The sequence below is a fragment of the Streptomyces sp. NPDC006309 genome (assembly GCF_040613095.1).
Classification (GTDB): Bacteria; Actinomycetota; Actinomycetes; order Streptomycetales; family Streptomycetaceae; genus Streptomyces.
In genome coordinates, this window is the sequence record NZ_JBEXRO010000007.1 from 121,713 (window position 1) to 139,791 (window position 18,079).

Below are 18,079 nucleotides of genomic sequence, written 5' to 3' on the forward strand. Positions count from 1 at the left end.
GGGTGATCCCATGTCTGCGTTTGACGCTTGAATGATCGGCGTCAGGGCAGCACATTACGGGGACTGCCCGCGCTGTCGCTATCCAGGTCGGACGGCGAGGTGCACAGCGTCCGGAACGCCCCGGGCAACGGGCACCTCTTCGGTACGCACCTGCTGGAACCCGGCATTCCGCAAGCTTCCTTCAAATTCCGGAGAGGGCTGCGCAGACCACACGGCGAGCACCCCGCCGGGTCTCAACACCCTTGCGCAGGCGGCCAGTCCGGCCGGCGAGTAGAGGCTGTCGTTGTCCTCCGTGACGGTCCAGCCGGGCCCGTTGTCGATGTCGAGACACAGCGCGTCGAACGTGTCCGATGTCTCATTGACGTACGCCACGAGATCCGCTTCCACGATCCGGGTCCGCGGATCGGCGAGCGCGCCGCCGGACACCTCCGCCAGCGGCCCCCGCCGGTGCCAGCCGATGACGGCGGGCTCCCGCTCCACCACGGTGATCCGCCCCCACCCCGGACCGGACACCGCGTGTGCGAGCGAGAACCCCACGCCCAGCCCCCCGATCAGCACATCAGGCTCCGGCCGCCCGTCCAGCGCGGCGCGGGCGGCGTCGACCAGCAGCCGCTCCGAACGGCCGTCGGAGGTGTCCATCAGGAAGCAGCCGTTGGCGATGATCTGGAGCAGCGGGCCGTGTCTGCGCAGCACCACCTCCCCGTACGGGCCGTCGCGCCGGTCCAGGACCACGGGAGAGTCGTGCGGGGCAGTCATGACCCCCATCCTGGCCCAACACGGCCCGGCCTTCACGGGAATTGCGGACGACCGCGACGGCCGCCCCGGGAGGACGGCACCCGGACGCGTCCGAGGAGTGAGAGGTTGCTGTGAATCCGCTCCCGCGTGGCGTCGGTCATAGACAGCGGCACGCCGGACCCCAAGGGTGGAGCGCGACGGAAGGAGCGCCGCACCGTGGAACGGATCACTGAGGGTCCTGCGACGGCCGTGTCCCCGCACCGGCCGGGCCCGCCCTTTCCCGGCGGGCCCGCCGCCGCGCCCTCGCCGGCCACCGGCCTGCTGGACGGCGTGCCCCGTCAGCGCGGTGCCACGGAGGCGTCCGCCCCGGCCCCCGCGTGCCGGCCGCGGCCGGCCGTACGGCCCTGGCGCCTGCTGCCCACCCCGGCCGGCACCCCCTTCGCCTTCGCGTACGCGACCGTCCTGGCCTTCACCTCCGTGGTCGCGGCCGTGGCCGACCCCGCCCTGGTCCACGCCCTCCACCAGGGCTCCAGCACGGACGTCGCCCACCTGATACGCACGCCCGTGCCGGTGCTCACGGCGAGCGCGCTGTGGATCGCGGGCGGGATCGTCTCGCCGTACGCCGCCGCGTTCCTGCTGGTGCTCACCGCGCTGGAACGGCGCACGGGCGGGGTGCGGGCCGCCGGCGTCTTCCTGGCCGGCCACGTCCTGGCCACCCTCGCCACCGAGGTCCCGGTCGGCCTCGCCGTCCTGGCCGGCCATCTGCCGCCGACCTCCCTGCACCGCCTCGACTACGGCATCAGCTTCGGCGTCGCCGCCAGCATCGGCGCGCTGGCCGGACTGCTCCGCCCCTGGCTGCGCTGGCCCCTGCTGGTGCCGGTGGCCGGAGCGCTCCTGAGCGACCTGTACGCCTACACGGACCCCCTGACCGACTGGGGGCACCTCATCGCCCTGGCGATCGGCGTGGCCGCCTGGCCGCTCCTCCGGCGCCCGTACCGGCCTGCCCGAGCTGCCCGGTAACGGCCCCACCTGCACCGATCCCGTGATCGCTCACGGCGAACACCCGGTCGGGAACATCGGGGGCAGCCAGAACATTGAGTCGGCATAGCTCAAGTTGACTGCCGAAGGGGAGATCATGGCTGCTGAGTCACCGGCGTTCACGCTCAACCTGCCGCTGCTGCCGCTCGACGACGAGGTCGTGCTGCCCGGCATGGTCGTTCCGCTGGACCTGAGCGACGCCGAGGTGCGGGCCGCCGTGGAGGCCGCGCAGGCCGCCGCGCCGGAATCCGCCAAGCCCACCGTGCTGCTGGTCCCGCGCATCGACGGCACGTACGCCGGCACCGGCGTCCTCGGCACGGTCGAGCAGGTCGGCCGGCTGGCCGACGGTGACCCCGGGGCCCTGATCCGCGGCCGGAGCCGGGTGCGCATCGGCGCCGGCACCACCGGCCCGGGCGCGGCCCTGTGGGTCGAGGGCGCCCGGATCGAGGAGAGCGTGCCCGAGCCGCTGCCGGGCCACGTCACCGAACTGGTCAAGGAGTACAAGGCGCTCGCCACCACGTGGCTGAAGAAGCGCGGCGCCTGGCAGGTCGTGGACCGGGTCCAGGCCATCGACGACGTGTCCGCGCTGGCCGACAACTCCGGCTACTCGCCCTTCCTGACGACCGACCAGAAGCTCGCCCTGCTGGAGACCGCCGACCCGGTGGCCCGGCTCCGGCTCGCCACCCAGCAGCTCCGCGACCACCTCGCCGAGCAGGACGTGGCCGAGACCATCGCCAAGGACGTCCAGGAGGGCGTCGACAAGCAGCAGCGCGAGTTCCTGCTGCGCCGCCAGCTGGAGGCCGTCCGCAAGGAGCTGCGCGAGCTGAACGGCGGGAACGGCAAGGACTCCGCCGAGGAGTCCGACGACTACCGTGCCCGCGTGGAGGCCGCCGACCTGCCGGAGAAGGTCCGCGAGGCCGCCCTGAAGGAGGTCGACAAGCTGGAGCGCGCCTCCGACCAGTCGCCCGAGGGCTCCTGGATCCGCACCTGGCTGGACACCGTCCTGGAGATGCCGTGGAACGAGCGGACCGAGGACGCCTACGACATCCGGGGCGCCAAGGCCGTGCTCGACGCCGAGCACGCCGGCCTGGAGGACGTGAAGGAGCGCATCACCGAGTACCTGGCCGTGCGCAAGCGGCGCGGAGACCGGGGACTCGGCGTGATCGGCGGGCGGCGCGGCGGTGCCGTGCTCGCGCTCGTCGGGCCGCCCGGGGTCGGCAAGACCTCCCTCGGCCAGTCGGTCGCCCACGCGATGGGACGCGCGTTCGTCCGCGTCGCTCTCGGCGGCGTCCGCGACGAGGCCGAGATCCGCGGCCACCGCCGTACGTACGTCGGCGCGCTGCCCGGCCGGATCGTGCGCGCCATCAAGGAGGCCGGGTCGATGAACCCGGTCGTCCTGCTCGACGAGATCGACAAGGTGGGCTCGGACTTCCGCGGCGACCCGGCGGCGGCCCTGCTGGAGGTGCTGGACCCGGCGCAGAACCACACCTTCCGGGACCACTACCTGGAGGTCGAGCTGGACCTGTCCGACGTGGTCTTCCTCGCCACCGCCAACGTCCTGGAGGCCATCCCGGAGGCGCTCGCCGACCGTATGGAGATCGTCCGGCTGGACGGCTACACCGAGGACGAGAAGGTCGTCATCGCCCGCGACCACCTGCTCCCGCGCCAGCTGGAGCGGGCCGGCCTGCACGGGGACGAGGTCACGCTCGCCGAGAGCGCGCTGCGCAGGCTCGCCGGCGAGTACACCCGCGAGGCGGGCGTGCGGACCCTGGAGCGGTCCATCGCCCGGCTGCTGCGCAAGATCGCCGCCCAGCACGAACTGGGCGAGCGGGAACTGCCGTTCACCGTGACGGACGGCGACCTGCGCGGGCTGATCGGCCGGCCGCACCACGTGCCCGAGTCCGCCCAGGACCCGGCCGAGCGCCGCACGTCCGTGCCCGGCGTGGCGACCGGCCTCGCGGTCACCGGCGCCGGCGGCGACGTGCTCTTCGTGGAGGCGTCCCTCGCCGACCCGGAGACCGGCGGCGCGGGCCTGACCCTCACCGGACAGCTCGGTGACGTGATGAAGGAGTCGGCGCAGATCGCGCTGAGCTTCCTGCGCAGCCACGGGGCCGAACTGGAGCTGCCGGTGGCCGACCTCAAGGACCGGGGCGTGCACATCCACTTCCCGGCGGGCGCGGTCCCGAAGGACGGCCCGAGCGCGGGCATCACGATGACCACGGCACTCGCCTCGCTGCTCTCCGGCCGCCTGGTCCGCACCGACGTCGCCATGACCGGCGAGGTCTCGCTGACCGGCCGGGTGCTGCCCATCGGCGGGGTGAAGCAGAAGCTCCTCGCCGCCCACCGCGCCGGAGTGACCACCGTGATCATCCCCAAGCGCAACGAACCCGACCTGGACGACGTCCCGGCCGAGGTGCTGGACAAGCTGGACGTCCACACCGTGACCGACGTCCGCCAGGTCCTGGAACTGGCGCTCACGCCCGCCGTGGACGTGGCGGCACCGGAGGTGTCCGTGGCGGCGTGACCGGATGCCACGGGCCGGGGCCCGGACCTCCGTGAGGGGGGTCCGGGCCCGTTCCGTGCCCGCTTTCAGCCCGGGCGTCCACCGGGAGCACTCGGTAGGATGCAGACAGGAGCCAGCCCTCCGCAGCGGACCGGGGTGAGGGTGGTGTCTCGATGAACACGGCGCCCGGGCGGGCCGGTTGGCCGCCCAGAACCCCCTCCGGCCTGATCGGGGCCGAGATCGCGGGCTACCGGGTCGAGCGCGAACTCGGCCGCGGCGGCATGGCCGTCGTCTACTGCGCCAAGGACCTGCGCCTCGGCCGCACGGTCGCGCTCAAGCTCCTCGCCCCCGAGTACACCCGCAACGAGGCCTTCCGCAGCCGCTTCGCCCAGGAGTCCCGGGTGGCCGCCGCCATCGACCACCCGAACATCGTGCCCGTCTTCGAGGCCGGCGAGGCCGACGGCATCCTCTACATCGCCATGTGCTTCGTCGCCGGCCTCGACCTGCGCGCCCTGCTCGACCGCGAGGGCCCGCTGCCGGTGCCGACGGCGCTGCGCATCGCCGCCCAGCTAGCCTCCGCCCTGGACGCGGCCCACGCGCGCGACCTGGTCCACCGGGACGTCAAGCCCGGCAACGTCCTGGTCGCCGAGGGCATCGACAGCGACCACCCCGAACACGTCTATCTCGCCGACTTCGGGCTGGCGAAGAAATCCCTGTCGCTGACCGGGTTCACCAGCGTGGGAGAGTTCGTCGGCACGCTGGACTACGTGGCGCCCGAGCGGTTCACCGGGCGCCCCGTCGACGGCAGGTCCGACCTGTACAGCCTCGCCTGTGTCGTCCAGGAGATCCTGACGGGTGCCCCGCCCTTCCAGCGGGAGGACCACGTCGAGCTGCTCTGGGCCCACCAGTGCGACACCCCTCCCGCCCTCAGCGAGAAGCGGCCGGACATCCCGGCCGGCGCCGACGAGGTACTGCTGCGGGCCCTGGCCAAGGTTCCGGACGACCGTTACGACACCTGTATGGAGTTCGTGGCGGCCCTGCGCACGGCCGTCGGCGCGGTCGGTCCGCGCGGCCGTACCCCGACGCTGGTGGACCTGCGCGTGAACGCCCCTTGCCCCGCCCCGGGCACGGAACCCCGCCCCGGCACCGAGCCCGGAACGGACCGGATGGCGGTACCCGGGCCTCCGGCGTGGGCCGGGCCCGTCTTCCCGCGGTCACCGGGCGGGCACGCACCGCGCGTGGGTGCGGCCTAGCCCCCACTACCAGACGAATTCCGCACCGACAAGTCCCGAGTCCTCGGAGCGTGACCGGGGCTGCCCGTTTTGGCTTACTTGAAGTGCGGCCAGGAAAACGAACCGCAAGGGAAACGGAAATCCAGTCCAGGAATTCCCTCTCCTTAATTGCCGGACCCCGGCGAAAACCCTTCATCGAGTGAGGAAAAAACCATGAACCGTACTGTCGAGAACCGCGACGCCCACCGTTCCAAGCGTCGGGGCGTCCGCCTCGCCACACTGATCGCCTCGGCCGTGATCGGCGGGGGACTCGCTCTTCCGGCGACCGCAGCGGTCGCGGCCCCTCTGCACACCCCGGCCGCGGTGACTGCCGCCGAGCACTCCCACGACCATCACAGCCACAGCTGTAAGTCGAAGAAGAAGCACGGCCATCACAAGAACTGGTGCAAGAAGCACTCACACGGCTACTCCGGACACGGCGGCGGGCACGAGAGCGGCTCCGGCCATGGTTCCGGTCACGGTTCCGAATCCGGCCACGGCGGTGGCGGTGGCGGTGGCGGTCACGCCTCCGGCACCACCGTGCAGAACAACACCAACGTGACCGTTCAGCAGAACCAGTCCGCCGGCAACGGCAAGCAGTCGAACGACAACAAGACGGATCAGTCCAACAAGGGCGGCGACAACCAGACGAACAAGAACGACACGAAGCAGACCAACGACAAGACAGGCAAGGGCGGCGGCGACCAGTCCAACAAGAACGACACGAAGCAGACGAACGACAAGTCCGGGAAGGGCTCCGGCAACCAGTCGAACGACAACAAGACGGATCAGTCCAACAAGGGCTCCGGCAAGCAGTCGAACGACAACAAGACGGATCAGTCCAACAAGGGCTCCGGCAAGCAGTCGAACGACAACAAGACCGACCAGTCCAACAAGGGCTCCGGTACGGGCGATCAGTCGAACAAGAACGACACCACGCAGACGAACGACAAGACAGGCAAGGAAGGCGGCGACCAGTCGAACAAGAACACGACGGACCAGTCCAACACGTCGGACAAGGGCACCGGCGACCAGACCAACACCAACTCCACCGACCAGTCGAACGACCAGGCCGGGACCGCGTCCGGTGACCAGTCGAACACCAACACCACCGACCAGTCGAACCAGCAGGGCGACAACGGTGGCGCCCAGTCCAACGACAACACCACCGACCAGTCCAACACGACCGGCCAGTAAGGCCTGACCGCCGCGACAGCGGCAAGACTCCGCCCCGCCGCTCCCCGCGGCGGGGCGGACCTGTGTCGGCCGGCGGTGGTGTCAGAGTGACTGTTCCGCCCAGACCGTCTTGCCGACCCGGTCGTGCCGGGTGCCCCAGCGTTCGGCGAGCTGGGCGACCAGCAGCAGGCCCCGGCCGCCCTCGTCGAAGATCCGGGCGCGCCGCATGTGCGGGGTGGTGCCGCTGGAGTCGTACACCTCGCAGATCAGCTTGCTGTCCTGGTGGATCAGCCGGAGCTGGATGGGTGGGCGGCCGTAGCGGATCGCGTTGGTGACCAGTTCGCTGACCATCAGCTCCGTGGGGAACGCGGCCTCGTCCAGGCCCCAGGTGGTCAGCTGCTCGGTGGCGTACCGGCGGGCGAGGGAGACGACGGTGGGCTCGTTGTCGAGTTCCCAGGAGGCGACCCGGTCCGCGTGCAGCGCCCGGGTGCGCGCCACCAGCAGGGCGATGTCGTCGTCGGGGCGGTGGCTGAGCAGCTCGGTGAGGACCCGGTCGCACACCGATTCCAGTGACTTCGCGGGGTGGCCGAGCGCGTGGAACATCTTGTCCAGCGCCTCGTCGATGTCGTGGTCGCGGGCCTCCAGCAGTCCGTCGGTGTAGAGGGCGAGCACGCTGCCCTCGGGCAGTTCGGTCTCCACCGCCTCGAAGGGCAGCCCGCCCAGCCCGAGCGGCGGGCCCGCGGGCACGTCGAGGAAGCGGACGGTGCCGTCCGGGGTGACCACGGCGGGCGGGGGATGGCCCGCCCGGGCGATGGTGCACCGGCGCGAGACCGGGTCGTAGACGGCGTACAGACAGGTGGTGCCGATGCCGCCCGCGGTGTCGGCGGCCGGGTCCGCGCTGCCCTCGTCGGCGGCCAGTCTGAGCACCAGGTCGTCGAGGTGGGTGAGCAGTTCGTCGGCCGGCAGGTCGACGTCGGCCAGGGTGCGTACGGCCGTGCGCAGCCGGCCCATGGTGGCGGAGGCGCGCATGCCGTGCCCCACCACGTCACCCACGACCAGCGCCACGCGCGCCCCGGACAGCGGAATCACGTCGAACCAGTCCCCGCCCACGCCGGCCCGGGTGGCGGCCGGCAGATAGCGGGTGGCGATCTCCAGTGCCGCCTGGTCGGGCAGCTTGTGCGGGAGCAGGCTGCGCTGGAGGGCCATCGTGGTCGTACGGGACTTGGAGTAGGTCCGGGCCTGCTGGATGCCGGCGGCGGCCTTGGCGGTGAACTCCTCCGCGAGCCGCAGGTCCTCGGGCCCGAACGCACCCCGCCGGGGGTGGCGGGCGAACAGGGCCACGCCGAGCGTGCTGCCCTGGGCGAGGAGCGGCACCGCCAGCAGGGCGCGCGCCCCGGACATGTGCAGCCAGGCGGCGCCCGGGTCCAGCGCGGCCCACCCGGCGACGGCCGGGTCGGCGGTGTCGTACAGCAGCGGGCGGGCCGCAGCCAGGCACTGGGCGGGCGGCGAGTCCGCCGGGCACACGACGGCCTCACCGATACCGATACCGATACCGATATCGGTGCCGGTGCCGGTGCCGGTGCCGGTGCCGGTCCCATGGGCGCGGCCGCCTCCGTCCGGCAGCGCGCGCAGGGCGGCCCGGCGCAGCACGACGGGATCGGCGGGCCCGCCGGCCTCCTCGCCGGTGCGCGGGGAGTCCAGCAGATCGACCGCCATGACGTCGGCGAGCCGGGGGACCGTGACCTCGCCGAGTTCCTGAGCGGCGCGGGCCTGGTCCGCCACCGTGCCGACAAGCGGTCCGGAGTCCGCCGAGGCGCGCTGCCGGGCGGCGGAGTCCTGGCCGGGCTGCTGCCCGGACAGGCACACGGCCCGTACCCGGCCGCCCGCGTCCTTCAGCGGGGTCAGGACGGTGGTCCGGCCGAGGTCCGGGGCGAGACGGGCGCGCGCCTCCCGCGGCCGGCCGGACTCCAGTGCCAGCCGCATCGAGCGGTCGGCCTCCTCGCCCGCGGTGTCGGGCACGATGTGGGTGAGACGCAGCCCGCGCATCGCCGCCTCGGGCAGGGCGAGGGCGTGCTCCATCCGGCGGTTGGCGCGTACCAGGCGCAGGTCGGTGTCGAAGACCGCCAGCGGAAAGGGGGACTGGAGGAACGTCCACTCCTCCAGTGGTTCACCGCGCGGCGGCTGGGTCCGGGGTGTCACGGCGCTCACCGCGAGCCAGTCGGTGACGCCCTTGTCGGAGGTACGGCGATGGGCGAGAACCCCCAGTTCCAGGAGCCGGCCGTCCTGGTGGCGCAGCGGGACGGTGCCGTTCCAGCGGGTCCGGCCGGCCAGGGCGCGCCGGACGGCCGCGCCGTCGGTGGCGAGCAGGGCGGTGGCGGGGCGGCCGACGACCGCGGAGGAGTCGTAGCCGAGCAGCCGCCGCGCGCCCTCGCTCCAGCCGGTCAGGATGCCCCGGTCATCGATGGTGGCCATGGCCGTGTACGTCGACTGTCGCTCCATCGCCGCTCATCTCGCCCTTGCTCGGCAGGCTCTCCTGACCAGCATGATCCCGGGCGGCGCGGAGCACCAACGCAGGGACGGGCCACGGAACGGGGCGGGGGAGGACCCGGCCCCCGGCCCGACCGGGGGCGGCGTCCCGGCGTGCCGCCGTCCCGCGGCCGGTGGGGCGAGTGCTACCCGTTGGCCAGGGCCTGGACCCGGTCCAGCGCCCCGTTGAACTTGTCGTGGTCGCCGACGGTCGGGCCGGAGGAGGTGTACTGCCACATCGTGTAGTACGGCCATCCGGCCGGGAGCGTCCCCGGGTCCGCGGCGTAGCGGGCGATCCACAGCGGGCTGTTCGCGGCGAAGCCGCTGTAGTCGCCGGTGCACTGCGTCCACCAGCTGGCGGCCGTGTAGATGACGGGGTACCGGGTGGTGCGCGCCTTGTAGGTGTTGACGAAGTCGGCGATCCAGCTGACCATCTGGCTCGCGGTCTTGCCGTAGCAGGCGGCGCCGTAGGGGTTCCACTCGATGTCGAGCGCGCCGGGCAGGGTCCGGCCGTCCCGGGACCAGCCGCCGCCGTGGTCGACGAAGTAGTTGGCCTGGGTGGCGCCGCTGGTGGTGTCCGGGGTGGCGAAGTGGTAGGCGCCGCGGATCATGCCCACGTTGTACGCGCCGTTGTACTGCTGCGCGAAGTACGGGTTCGTGTAGTACGTCCCCTCCGTGCCCTTCGTGTACGCCCAGCGCACCCCGCTGTCCCACAGGGTCGACCAGGCGGCGTTGCCCTGGTACGCGGAGACGTCCACTCCCTCCGTCTGGGTGGCCTCGCCGGTGGTGGGGGTGCCGTTCCGGCCGTCGTGGGCGAGGACGCCGATGCCGAGGTAGGCGGAGCCGCGGCTGGGCGTGGTCGCGGCGTGCGCGGTGGTGAGCGGGAGCGTGAGGGAGAGCGCCGCGAGCAGGGTCGTGAGGAGGGCGGCGAGGGGACGCGGGCGGGGGGAACGGATGGAACCGGGTCTGAGCACGGCCATGACGTGCCTCCGGGGGAGTGAAGTGGGGGACGAGGCGCGGACCGCTGACCTAATGGCGTGGGCATGCCATTGATTGCCTCGTAAAGAAGCTACGCACGTAGATATGGGGTGGGAAGGGGGTCCGCGGGACGCCGTTGGTCTACTCCTGCGAAATACTGGCGGAGCTGCGGTGATGACGACATACGGCAGAAACTTTCAGGACAGCGAAACCGATCAGGGGTGCTGACGTGCACGACGACGGAAACGGTGGCGCGCACCGCGCCGCCGGCCAGACGACGCCCAGTGGCCCGGACCAGGAGTTCCTGGCGCTGGAACGCGAGTTGACCGTGCTGCTCCGGCGCGCCCGGGCCAGCCAGGGGGAGATGGCCCGCGCGGTCCACCCCGACCTGGAGTCCTCCGCCTACGGCCTGCTCATCCGGCTGGACGAACTCGGCGGCCAGCGGGCCACGGCACTCGCCGCCTACATCGGCGTCGGCAAGGCCACCATGTCCCGCCAGCTGCGTGCCCTGGAGGAACTCGGCCTGATCGCCCGCGAGCCCGACCCGGCCGACGGCCGCGCCTGGCTCGTCACCCTCACCGACGAGGGCCGCCGCCGCGTCGGCACGGTCCGCGAGGCCCGCCGCGCCCGCTACGTCCGCCAGCTCGCCCACTGGGACCGCCACGAGGTCGCCGAACTGGCCCGACTGCTCCACGAGCTGAACGGCGGCATGGAGAGGTAGCCCCGGAGCGCACAGGTCCCGGCCCGGCCACCCACGCCACCGCCGCGGCGTCCCGTCACAGCTCCGCGTACACCACCGTCGCGTCGTCGTGCGTCTTGCCGCGCCCCAGGAACGCCCGTTCCACCCGGTCCGCGTCCTCCAGTGCCCGCACCCGGTCGACCAGTGACCGCGCGCCCTCCTTCGCGACCACGTCGAACAGGGCCGCCCAGTCGCCCTCGCGGAACGTCTCCGTCCAGCGGGTCGCGCCGTCCGTCAGCGCGGCCAGCGCCCGGACCTCGCGCCGGGGCAGGACGCCGGTGACCGCCCGGGCGGCCACGGCCGGGTCGGCGGCGGCCGTGAAGAAGCCGCCCTCCCGGTTGCGCAGACGCGTGTCGACCAGGGCCTCCGTGGCGAGCGCGGCACGCGGCAGCCGGGCGAGCCGGTCGTCCAGGACCGGCGTGACCGTGCCGTCGGGGCCCCGCAGCAGCAGCGCCGAGTCGGACAGCACCAGGTACTCCACCGTGGCGGCGGACCAGCGGGCCAGGGCGACGGTTGCCTGGGGCGTCCGTGGGTGAGAAAGGTCACAGGCGTTTGCGTGGACGCCGGCGGTGCGCCGGATCGCCTCCGCGAGAATCTCCGGCAGCGTCAGATCTCGCCCGGAAACGGTCAGTTCGGTCAGTGCGCCGCCCAGTCGCGAGGTGAACCAGGGGACGGAATGCAGACAGCCCGTGCCGCCGCCGGGCGGCGTCACCCCGTCCAGGACGATGACGCAACCTCCCTGTCCGCAGGCGGGTAGCGCGACACCGGCGAAGTCCTCGTTGGGGCGGGCGGCGTCGCCGGGCTCGGAAACGAGATCAGTGCGCATCCAGCCAGTCTGCACGACCCCTTCACACACTCGCCAAAGGCTGGCAAGCGGTGGCGATTTCCCATGACCCCGCAGGTCAGGCGCCTGATTTGGGAGGTAATGATCCACTCCGGGAAGGCGTGGTGGCGAATACTGCCAAAGCCTGCCGCGCACGTCCAACCGGCCCACCGCGCAAGACCCCCGCACCGGCCAGAGGAACTTGCCCGCCAACTCCCCTCCGATGTTCACTCCTTCGGGTGGCGGGTCAGGTGATGCGCGACCACTGCCCACCGGCGCTGGGAGGGTCGGGAACCGTACGAACCGGGTGTACGCACCACTTGGCACCGAGATGACGGGGTGCCACCCGGGCCCTGGGTAGACGAGTTCAGGAATGCGAGCACCGGTGCAGAAAAAGCGGCCTCGGCGCACAGGCAGTCAGACGGCCCCCGCGGGGACCGCCCCGCAGACACCCGTGGGCACCGGCCGCCCCACTCATGTGCGCAACCGGCTGATCGTCGCCGTCGCGGTGGTGGCCGCCGCCGTGGCCGGCGCGGGCGCGCCCGCCGTGCTCACCGCCTCCCAGGACGTCAGCGACTCCCAGGATCTGGTGACCCTCGCCGCCCGCACCCAGGACGCGCTCACCCTCGCCCACTCCCTCGCCGACGAGCGCGACGAGGTCACCTCCTACATCGCGGCCGGCCGCCCCCGCTCCAAGGCGCCCGCCGAGGACCGCAGCGCCCGCGTGGACCGGCAGGTCGAGGAGTTGCGCGCCGACAAGGGCACCCCGGCGGACCTGCGCACCGACCTCAGCGGCATCGACGCCGTCCGGCGCGCGGCCCTCACCGGCAAGACCAGCGCACTCCAGGCGCACCAGGCGTACTCCGAGACGATCACCGCGCTGCACCGGCTCGCCGAACAGCTGGCCGAGCGGACGCCCCCGCGGGCCGGTTCCGGAGCCCACGCCCTGGCCGAGCTGGACTCGGCCGTCCAGCAGTCCGCCGCCGCCCGCGGCCTGCTGCTGGCCGCGCTGAACGTCCCGTCCCACTCCCGCACGGTGATCGACCCCGCCACCGGCCTGCCGGCCACGGCCACCACCACCGACGCGGAGGGCAGGCAGCGCGACGCGCTCACCGTCGCCGCCCAGCAGGCCCGGCTGCGCGCCGACGCCGCCCTCGCCGGTTTCCGCGGTACGGCGCCCAAGGCGGCCGTGGACTCCTACGACTCCACGGTCACCGGCCCGGAGGTCAACTCGGCCGAGAAGTACCTGGCCACGCTGACCGACCAGCCCACCCTGGCCGACAGCGAGGCGACCACCAGCACCAAGAAGCTGGACGCCGCCCTGTCCGCCCGGGTCGACCTCATGCGCGGTGCCGAGTCCGCGCTCTACGACCACCGCACCAAGGACCTCGCCAGGCTCCGGGACGACGACGTCACCGCCCTGGAGATCCGCGTCGCGGTCCTCGGCGCCCTGATGCTGGTCGCGATCGGCGTCGCCGCGGCCGTGGCCCGCACCCTCACCCGCCCGCTCTCGGTCCTGCGCCGCGGCTCCGCCCGCCTCGCCGGGGCCGAGGACCCGGCGGCCCAGGAGCCGATCACCTTCACCGGCCGCAACGACGAGTTCGCCCAGGTGGTCCGCTCGGTCAACGCCCTGCACGCGCACGCCGTGACGCTGCACGAGCGGGTCGGGACCCTGGAGACGGACCGCAAGCACCTGGTGGGCCAGCGGCAGAAGATGGCCGACGCCCGCGAGGAACTGCGCGCCGAACTCGCCGGGTCCACCGCCCAGCTGGAGCGGCTGCGCACCAGCATCGGCTCCACCTTCGTCAACCTGGCCCTGCGCACCCTGGGCCTGGTCGAGCGGCAGCTGGCGGTCATCGAGGGCCTGGAGGACCGCGAACAGGATCCCGAGCGCCTCGCCACGCTCTTCAAACTCGACCACTTCGCCACGGTCATGCGCCGGCACAGCGAGAACCTCCTGGTCCTCGCCGGCACCGAGCACGTCCAGCAGCACCCCGGCCCGGTCCCGCTGGTCGACGTGGTCCGGGCGGCGGTCAGCGAGATCGAGCGCTACGAACGCGTGCGCATCGCGGCGCTGCCCCCGCACACGCACCTCGTGGGCTTCGCCGCGGACGACCTCTCCCACCTGCTGGCCGAGCTGATGGAGAACGCCACGTCGTTCTCGCCGCCGGACGTGCCGGTGGAGGTCTCCGGCTGGCTGCTGGAATCCGGCGAGGTCATGCTGTCCGTCCAGGACGAGGGCATCGGCATGACCGAGGAGCGCCTCGCCCGTCTCAACGCCCGCCTCACCGACTTCGACCCCGGGTCGCCCTACGACCAGGAGGGCGACGACAACCTGGGCCTCGGCCTCTACGTCGTCGCCCGCCTCGCCCAGCGCCACGGCGTCCGCGTCCGGCTGCGCGAGCAGAAGCAGGGCGGCGTCGCCGCGGTCGTGGTCCTCCCGGCGTCCCTCCTCACCGAGGCCCCGCCGGCCGCGCTCCCCGCGCAGTCCGCCTCCATGAGCGGCACCGGCACCTACTCCCTGCCGGGCGCCGACGCCGAGGCCAACTCCAACGTCCTGCACGGCCGCGCCGCGGACACCGATCCGCTGGTCGCACTGGCGGAGAAGGCGGCCCGGGCCGCCGGCGCCACGGCGGAGAAGCCCGCGGAAAGGGCCGGGGAGAGGGCCGGGGACACGCGGGAGACCGGGCCGGAGCCGGAGCCCGAGGACACCGAGACGCACACCCGGGCGGAGAGCCCCGGCCGGCGGCGCGCGGAGGATGCGCCGACACGGCCGAAGGCACCGCCGGAGACCCCAGCCGAGACCACGATGGAGCTGCTGCTCCCGGACCTGTCCCCGGCCGCCACCGACCAGGTCACGACCGAGCCGTCCCCCACCGGGCAGGGCTCCGCCGGGTCGGGCTCCTCCACGGGGCAGGCTCCCGCCGGGCAGGGCTCCGCCGGGCACAGCTCCGGCGGACACGGCTCCACCGGGCGGGACCCCGCCGGACACGGCGCCGCAGGGCATGCCCCCGCCGAGCACGGCTCCACCGGGCAGGACTCTGCCAGGCAGACCCCCACTGAGCACGGCGCCGCCGGGCACGGCTCCGCCGCGCAGCCCGCCGCCGTCCAGCGCACCGCCCGGCCGGGGGCCGGGCCGGAGGCCGGACGGGTGGATGGGCCCGATGACTTCCGCACCACCGGTGCGGGCAAGAACGACCCCGCCGAGGACGACGCCGAGGTGGTCACCAGCAAGGGCCTGCCCAAGCGCACGCCCAGGATCACCGCACCCGCGGCGCCACCCCGCCAGCGAACCGAGAGCGTCGACGCCGACGCTCTGCGCCGCAGGCTCGGCGGGTTCCGCCGGGGAGCCGTAGCCGGCTACCGCGACGTGGAGGCGGAGATCGCCGCACACACCACAGAAGCCACGGGGGGCACAGCCGAGGAGGCAAGCAGTTGACCGCGCCCACTACCTACGGACTGAGCAGCGAAGCCCGCAACCTGCACTGGCTGCTGACCAACCTGGTCGAGGAAGTACCCGGCATCCAGTCCGTCGCCGTGGTCTCCTCGGACGGCCTGCTGCTGCTCTCGTCCGATCCCGGACACACCGAGCAGTCCCGCCTGGCGAGCCCGGCCAAGGGCCCCCGCGGGTCCTCCGCCGACCTCGCCACCATCGTCTCCGGCATCGGCAGCCTCACCGTCGGGGCCGCCAAGCTGATGGACTTCGGCGGGGTCAGGCACACGATGGTCGCCATGGCGGAGGGCAGCCTGTTCGTGATGTCGATCAGCGACGGCTCACTGCTCGGCGTGCACGGCTCCGCCGAGTGCGACATGAGCGTGGTGGCCTACCACATGGCACTGTTCGTCGGCCGTGCCGGCCATGTCCTCACCCCGGAACTCCGCTCGGAGCTGCGGCAGTCACTCGAGTCCCAGTCGACGGGGAGCGCCCGATGAGCGGCACAGCGAAACTCCCCGTCCGCGGCGGCGACCGCAAACCCGCCCGTGTCCGCCCCTACTCGCTCACCGGCGGCCGTACCCGCTTCGGCCACGTCCTCCTGGTGGAGACCTTCGTGGCCGCGCTGGAGGCCCCCGAGGAGCGCAGGGAACTGACGAACGGCTCGCTCACGACCCGGGTCATGCCGGAGATGCGGGCCATCGTCGAACTGTGCCGCCGTATGCGCACGGTGGCCGAGATCGCCGCGCTGCTGAAGATGCCGCTCGGCGTGGTCCGCGTACTCCTGAGCGATCTCGCGGACCAGGGAAAGATCCGTGTGTACGGCACCGGGACCGGGCACGGCACCGGCCGCCCGGACCGCGCGCTGCTGGAAAGGGTGCTGAGTGGACTCCGTCGTCTCTGACGCCGCCGCCTCCGCCGTCGGAGGCATCCCCCTCGTCGCCGGCTTCGCCGAGCCCGACGAGGATCTGAAGTCCTGGCAGACGGACCGCACCCGGGCCCCCATCGCCACGAAGATCGTGGTGGCGGGGGGCTTCGGCGTCGGCAAGACCACCCTGGTCACCTCCGTCTCGGAGATCACGCCCCTCCAGACCGAGGCGCTGATGACCGAGGCCAGCGAGGGCACCGACGACCTGTCGGCCACCCCGGGCAAGCTCACCACCACCGTGGCCATGGACTTCGGCCGCCTCACGCTCGACGACGACCTGGTGCTCTACCTGTTCGGCACGCCGGGCCAGCAGCGGTTCTGGTTCATGTGGGACGACCTGGTGCGCGGCGCGATAGGCGCCGTGGTCCTGGCGGACACCCGCCGTCTGAAGGACTGCTTCCCGGCGCTGGACTACTTCGAGAGCTGCGCACTGCCGTACGTCGTCGCGGTGAACCACTTCGACGGCAGTGAGCGGTTCGAGCCGGATGACGTGCGGGAGGCGCTGACGATCCCCGCGCACGTCCCTGTCATGATCATGGACGCCCGGCGCCGGATCTCGGTGATCGAGACCCTCCTGGCCCTGGTGGGCCACGCGCTGGCCGAAACACCCGAGTAGTCCCTGTAAGGAGCCACCACCCGCATGCGGAAGATACTCGTCGTCGGAGCCGGCCAGTCCGGCCTCCAGCTCGCCCTCGGCCTCCAGTCGCACGGCTACGAGGTCACCCTGATGTCGAACCGGACCGCGGACGAGATCCGCTCCGGCCGGGTCATGTCGACGCAGTGCATGTTCGACACGGCGCTGGGGCACGAGCGCGATCTCCAGGTGAACTTCTGGGAGTCCCAGGCACCGAGGATCGAGGGCCTCGGCGTCTCGGTCGCGGCCCCCGGCTCGCACGACCCGGGCCCCACCCAGCGGGCGATCGACTGGGTGGGCCGGCTCGACGGGTACGCGCAGTCGGTGGACCAGCGGGTGAAGATGGCCGGCTGGATGGAGACCTTCGCCCAGCGCGGCGGCCAGCTGGTCATCCACGGCGCGGCGGTCGGCGACCTCGACTACTTCTCCCGGGCCTACGACCTCGTCCTCGTCGCGGCCGGCAAGGGCGAACTGGTGTCGATGTTCGCCCGCGACCCCGAGCGCTCCCCGTACAGCGAGCCGCAGCGCGCGCTGGCGGTGGCGTACGTCCACGGGCTCGGCCCGCGTCCCGAGCACCCGGACTTCGACGCGGTCCGCTGCAACCTGGTCCCCGGGGTCGGCGAGCTGTTCGTCATGCCGACCCTGACCACCTCTGGCCGTGCCGACATCCTGTTCTGGGAAGGCATACCCGGCGGCCCGCTCGACGCCTTCAAGGGCGTCAAGGACCCGGCGGAGCACCTGTCCCTGACCCTGAAGCTCATGGAGACGTTCACTCCGTGGGAGCACGCGCGGGCCACGAAGGCCGAACTGACCGACGCCGGCGGCACGCTGGCCGGCCGGTACGCCCCGACCGTCCGCAACCCCGTCGGCCGGCTGCCCTCCGGCGGCCTGGTCCTCGGCGTGGCCGACGTGGTCGTCGCGAACGACCCGATCACCGGGCAGGGCTCCAACTCGGCGTCGAAGTGCGCCGCCGCGTACCTCGCGTCGATCCTGGAGCGGGGTGACGAACCGTTCGACGAGGAGTGGATGCGGGCCACCTTCGACCGGTACTGGGCCACCGCCCGGCACGTCACCAAGTGGACCAACGCCATGCTGGCGCCGCCGCCGGAGCACGTGCTGAACCTCATCGGCGCCGCCGGCCAACTCCAGCCGGTGGCGGATCGGTTCGCCAACGCGTTCAACGATCCCGCCGACTTCGAGAACTTCTTCTACGAGCCGGAGAAGACGGCCGCCTACCTGGCGTCGGTCACCGGAGCCTGACCGCTCTCCGACGGGTCCGTCCCCCTTTTGACACC

14 protein-coding genes are annotated in these 18,079 nt (G+C 72.6%); 10 read left to right on the forward strand and 4 right to left on the reverse strand.

Going from position 1 to position 18,079, the window contains the following annotated elements:
• Positions 1 to 78: 78 nt before the first annotated feature.
• A complete protein-coding gene (locus ABZ117_RS12765) occupies positions 79 to 756 on the reverse strand; it encodes a spermidine synthase (protein WP_356820041.1) in 678 nt (225 codons plus the stop codon).
• 195 nt (positions 757 to 951) lie between these two features.
• Between ABZ117_RS12765 and ABZ117_RS12770 the strand changes: the two genes are divergently transcribed.
• From ABZ117_RS12770 to ABZ117_RS12785, 4 genes are all read left to right on the forward strand, one after another.
• Entirely contained in the window at positions 952 to 1,755 is an 804-nt protein-coding gene (locus tag ABZ117_RS12770) for a rhomboid-like protein (RefSeq protein ID WP_356820043.1), read from the forward strand.
• A 115-nt stretch (positions 1,756 to 1,870) separates the two neighbouring features.
• Positions 1,871 to 4,297 (forward strand): endopeptidase La, encoded by a 2,427-nt coding sequence (gene lon / locus ABZ117_RS12775; RefSeq protein ID WP_356820045.1) that lies wholly within the window; start codon positions 1,871 to 1,873, stop codon positions 4,295 to 4,297.
• Positions 4,298 to 4,449: 152 nt separating this feature from the next.
• The gene (locus tag ABZ117_RS12780; RefSeq protein ID WP_356820046.1) at positions 4,450 to 5,529 is read left to right on the forward strand and encodes a serine/threonine-protein kinase; all 1,080 of its coding nucleotides are present in this window, start codon (positions 4,450 to 4,452) and stop codon (positions 5,527 to 5,529) included.
• A 192-nt stretch (positions 5,530 to 5,721) separates the two neighbouring features.
• Positions 5,722 to 6,744: a hypothetical protein gene (locus ABZ117_RS12785; RefSeq protein WP_356820048.1), complete on the forward strand. Its 1,023-nt coding sequence runs from the start codon at positions 5,722 to 5,724 to the stop codon at positions 6,742 to 6,744.
• Between the two features lie 81 nt (positions 6,745 to 6,825).
• Here ABZ117_RS12785 and ABZ117_RS12790 read toward each other — a convergent pair whose 3' ends face one another.
• Positions 6,826 to 9,222: a SpoIIE family protein phosphatase gene (locus tag ABZ117_RS12790; RefSeq protein ID WP_356820050.1), complete on the reverse strand. Its 2,397-nt coding sequence runs from the start codon at positions 9,220 to 9,222 to the stop codon at positions 6,826 to 6,828.
• A 173-nt stretch (positions 9,223 to 9,395) separates the two neighbouring features.
• On the reverse strand, positions 9,396 to 10,229 hold the full coding sequence (locus ABZ117_RS12795; RefSeq protein ID WP_356820052.1) for a lysozyme: 834 nt from the start codon (positions 10,227 to 10,229) through the stop codon (positions 9,396 to 9,398).
• 227 nt (positions 10,230 to 10,456) lie between these two features.
• On the opposite strand from ABZ117_RS12795, the gene ABZ117_RS12800 reads away from it, so the two are divergent.
• The gene (locus tag ABZ117_RS12800) at positions 10,457 to 10,948 is read left to right on the forward strand and encodes a MarR family transcriptional regulator (protein ID WP_356820054.1); all 492 of its coding nucleotides are present in this window, start codon (positions 10,457 to 10,459) and stop codon (positions 10,946 to 10,948) included.
• A gap of 55 nt (positions 10,949 to 11,003) precedes the next feature.
• On the opposite strand, the gene ABZ117_RS12805 is transcribed toward ABZ117_RS12800, so the two are convergent.
• Positions 11,004 to 11,792 carry a protein phosphatase 2C domain-containing protein gene (locus tag ABZ117_RS12805; protein ID WP_356820055.1) on the reverse strand — a complete coding sequence of 263 codons (789 nt, stop codon included), beginning with the start codon at positions 11,790 to 11,792 and terminating at the stop codon, positions 11,004 to 11,006.
• A 382-nt stretch (positions 11,793 to 12,174) separates the two neighbouring features.
• Here ABZ117_RS12805 and ABZ117_RS12810 point away from each other — a divergent pair, with 382 nt between their 5' ends.
• The 5 genes from ABZ117_RS12810 to ABZ117_RS12830 are packed head-to-tail and all read left to right on the forward strand — an operon-like array spanning position 12,175 to position 18,044.
• Positions 12,175 to 15,228, forward strand: coding sequence for a nitrate- and nitrite sensing domain-containing protein (locus ABZ117_RS12810; RefSeq protein ID WP_356820057.1), 3,054 nt, complete (start codon positions 12,175 to 12,177; stop codon positions 15,226 to 15,228).
• Positions 15,225 to 15,722, forward strand: coding sequence for a roadblock/LC7 domain-containing protein (locus ABZ117_RS12815; protein WP_356820059.1), 498 nt, complete (start codon positions 15,225 to 15,227; stop codon positions 15,720 to 15,722). The genes ABZ117_RS12810 and ABZ117_RS12815 overlap by 4 nt, the downstream gene beginning before the upstream one ends.
• Positions 15,719 to 16,126 (forward strand): DUF742 domain-containing protein, encoded by a 408-nt coding sequence (locus ABZ117_RS12820; protein WP_356820061.1) that lies wholly within the window; start codon positions 15,719 to 15,721, stop codon positions 16,124 to 16,126. Before ABZ117_RS12815 ends, ABZ117_RS12820 begins: the two co-directional genes overlap by 4 nt.
• A complete protein-coding gene (locus ABZ117_RS12825) occupies positions 16,107 to 16,766 on the forward strand; it encodes an ATP/GTP-binding protein (RefSeq protein ID WP_356820063.1) in 660 nt (219 codons plus the stop codon). The genes ABZ117_RS12820 and ABZ117_RS12825 overlap by 20 nt, the downstream gene beginning before the upstream one ends.
• A gap of 24 nt (positions 16,767 to 16,790) precedes the next feature.
• A complete protein-coding gene (locus ABZ117_RS12830) occupies positions 16,791 to 18,044 on the forward strand; it encodes a styrene monooxygenase/indole monooxygenase family protein (protein ID WP_356820065.1) in 1,254 nt (417 codons plus the stop codon).
• Positions 18,045 to 18,079 lie beyond the last annotated feature (35 nt).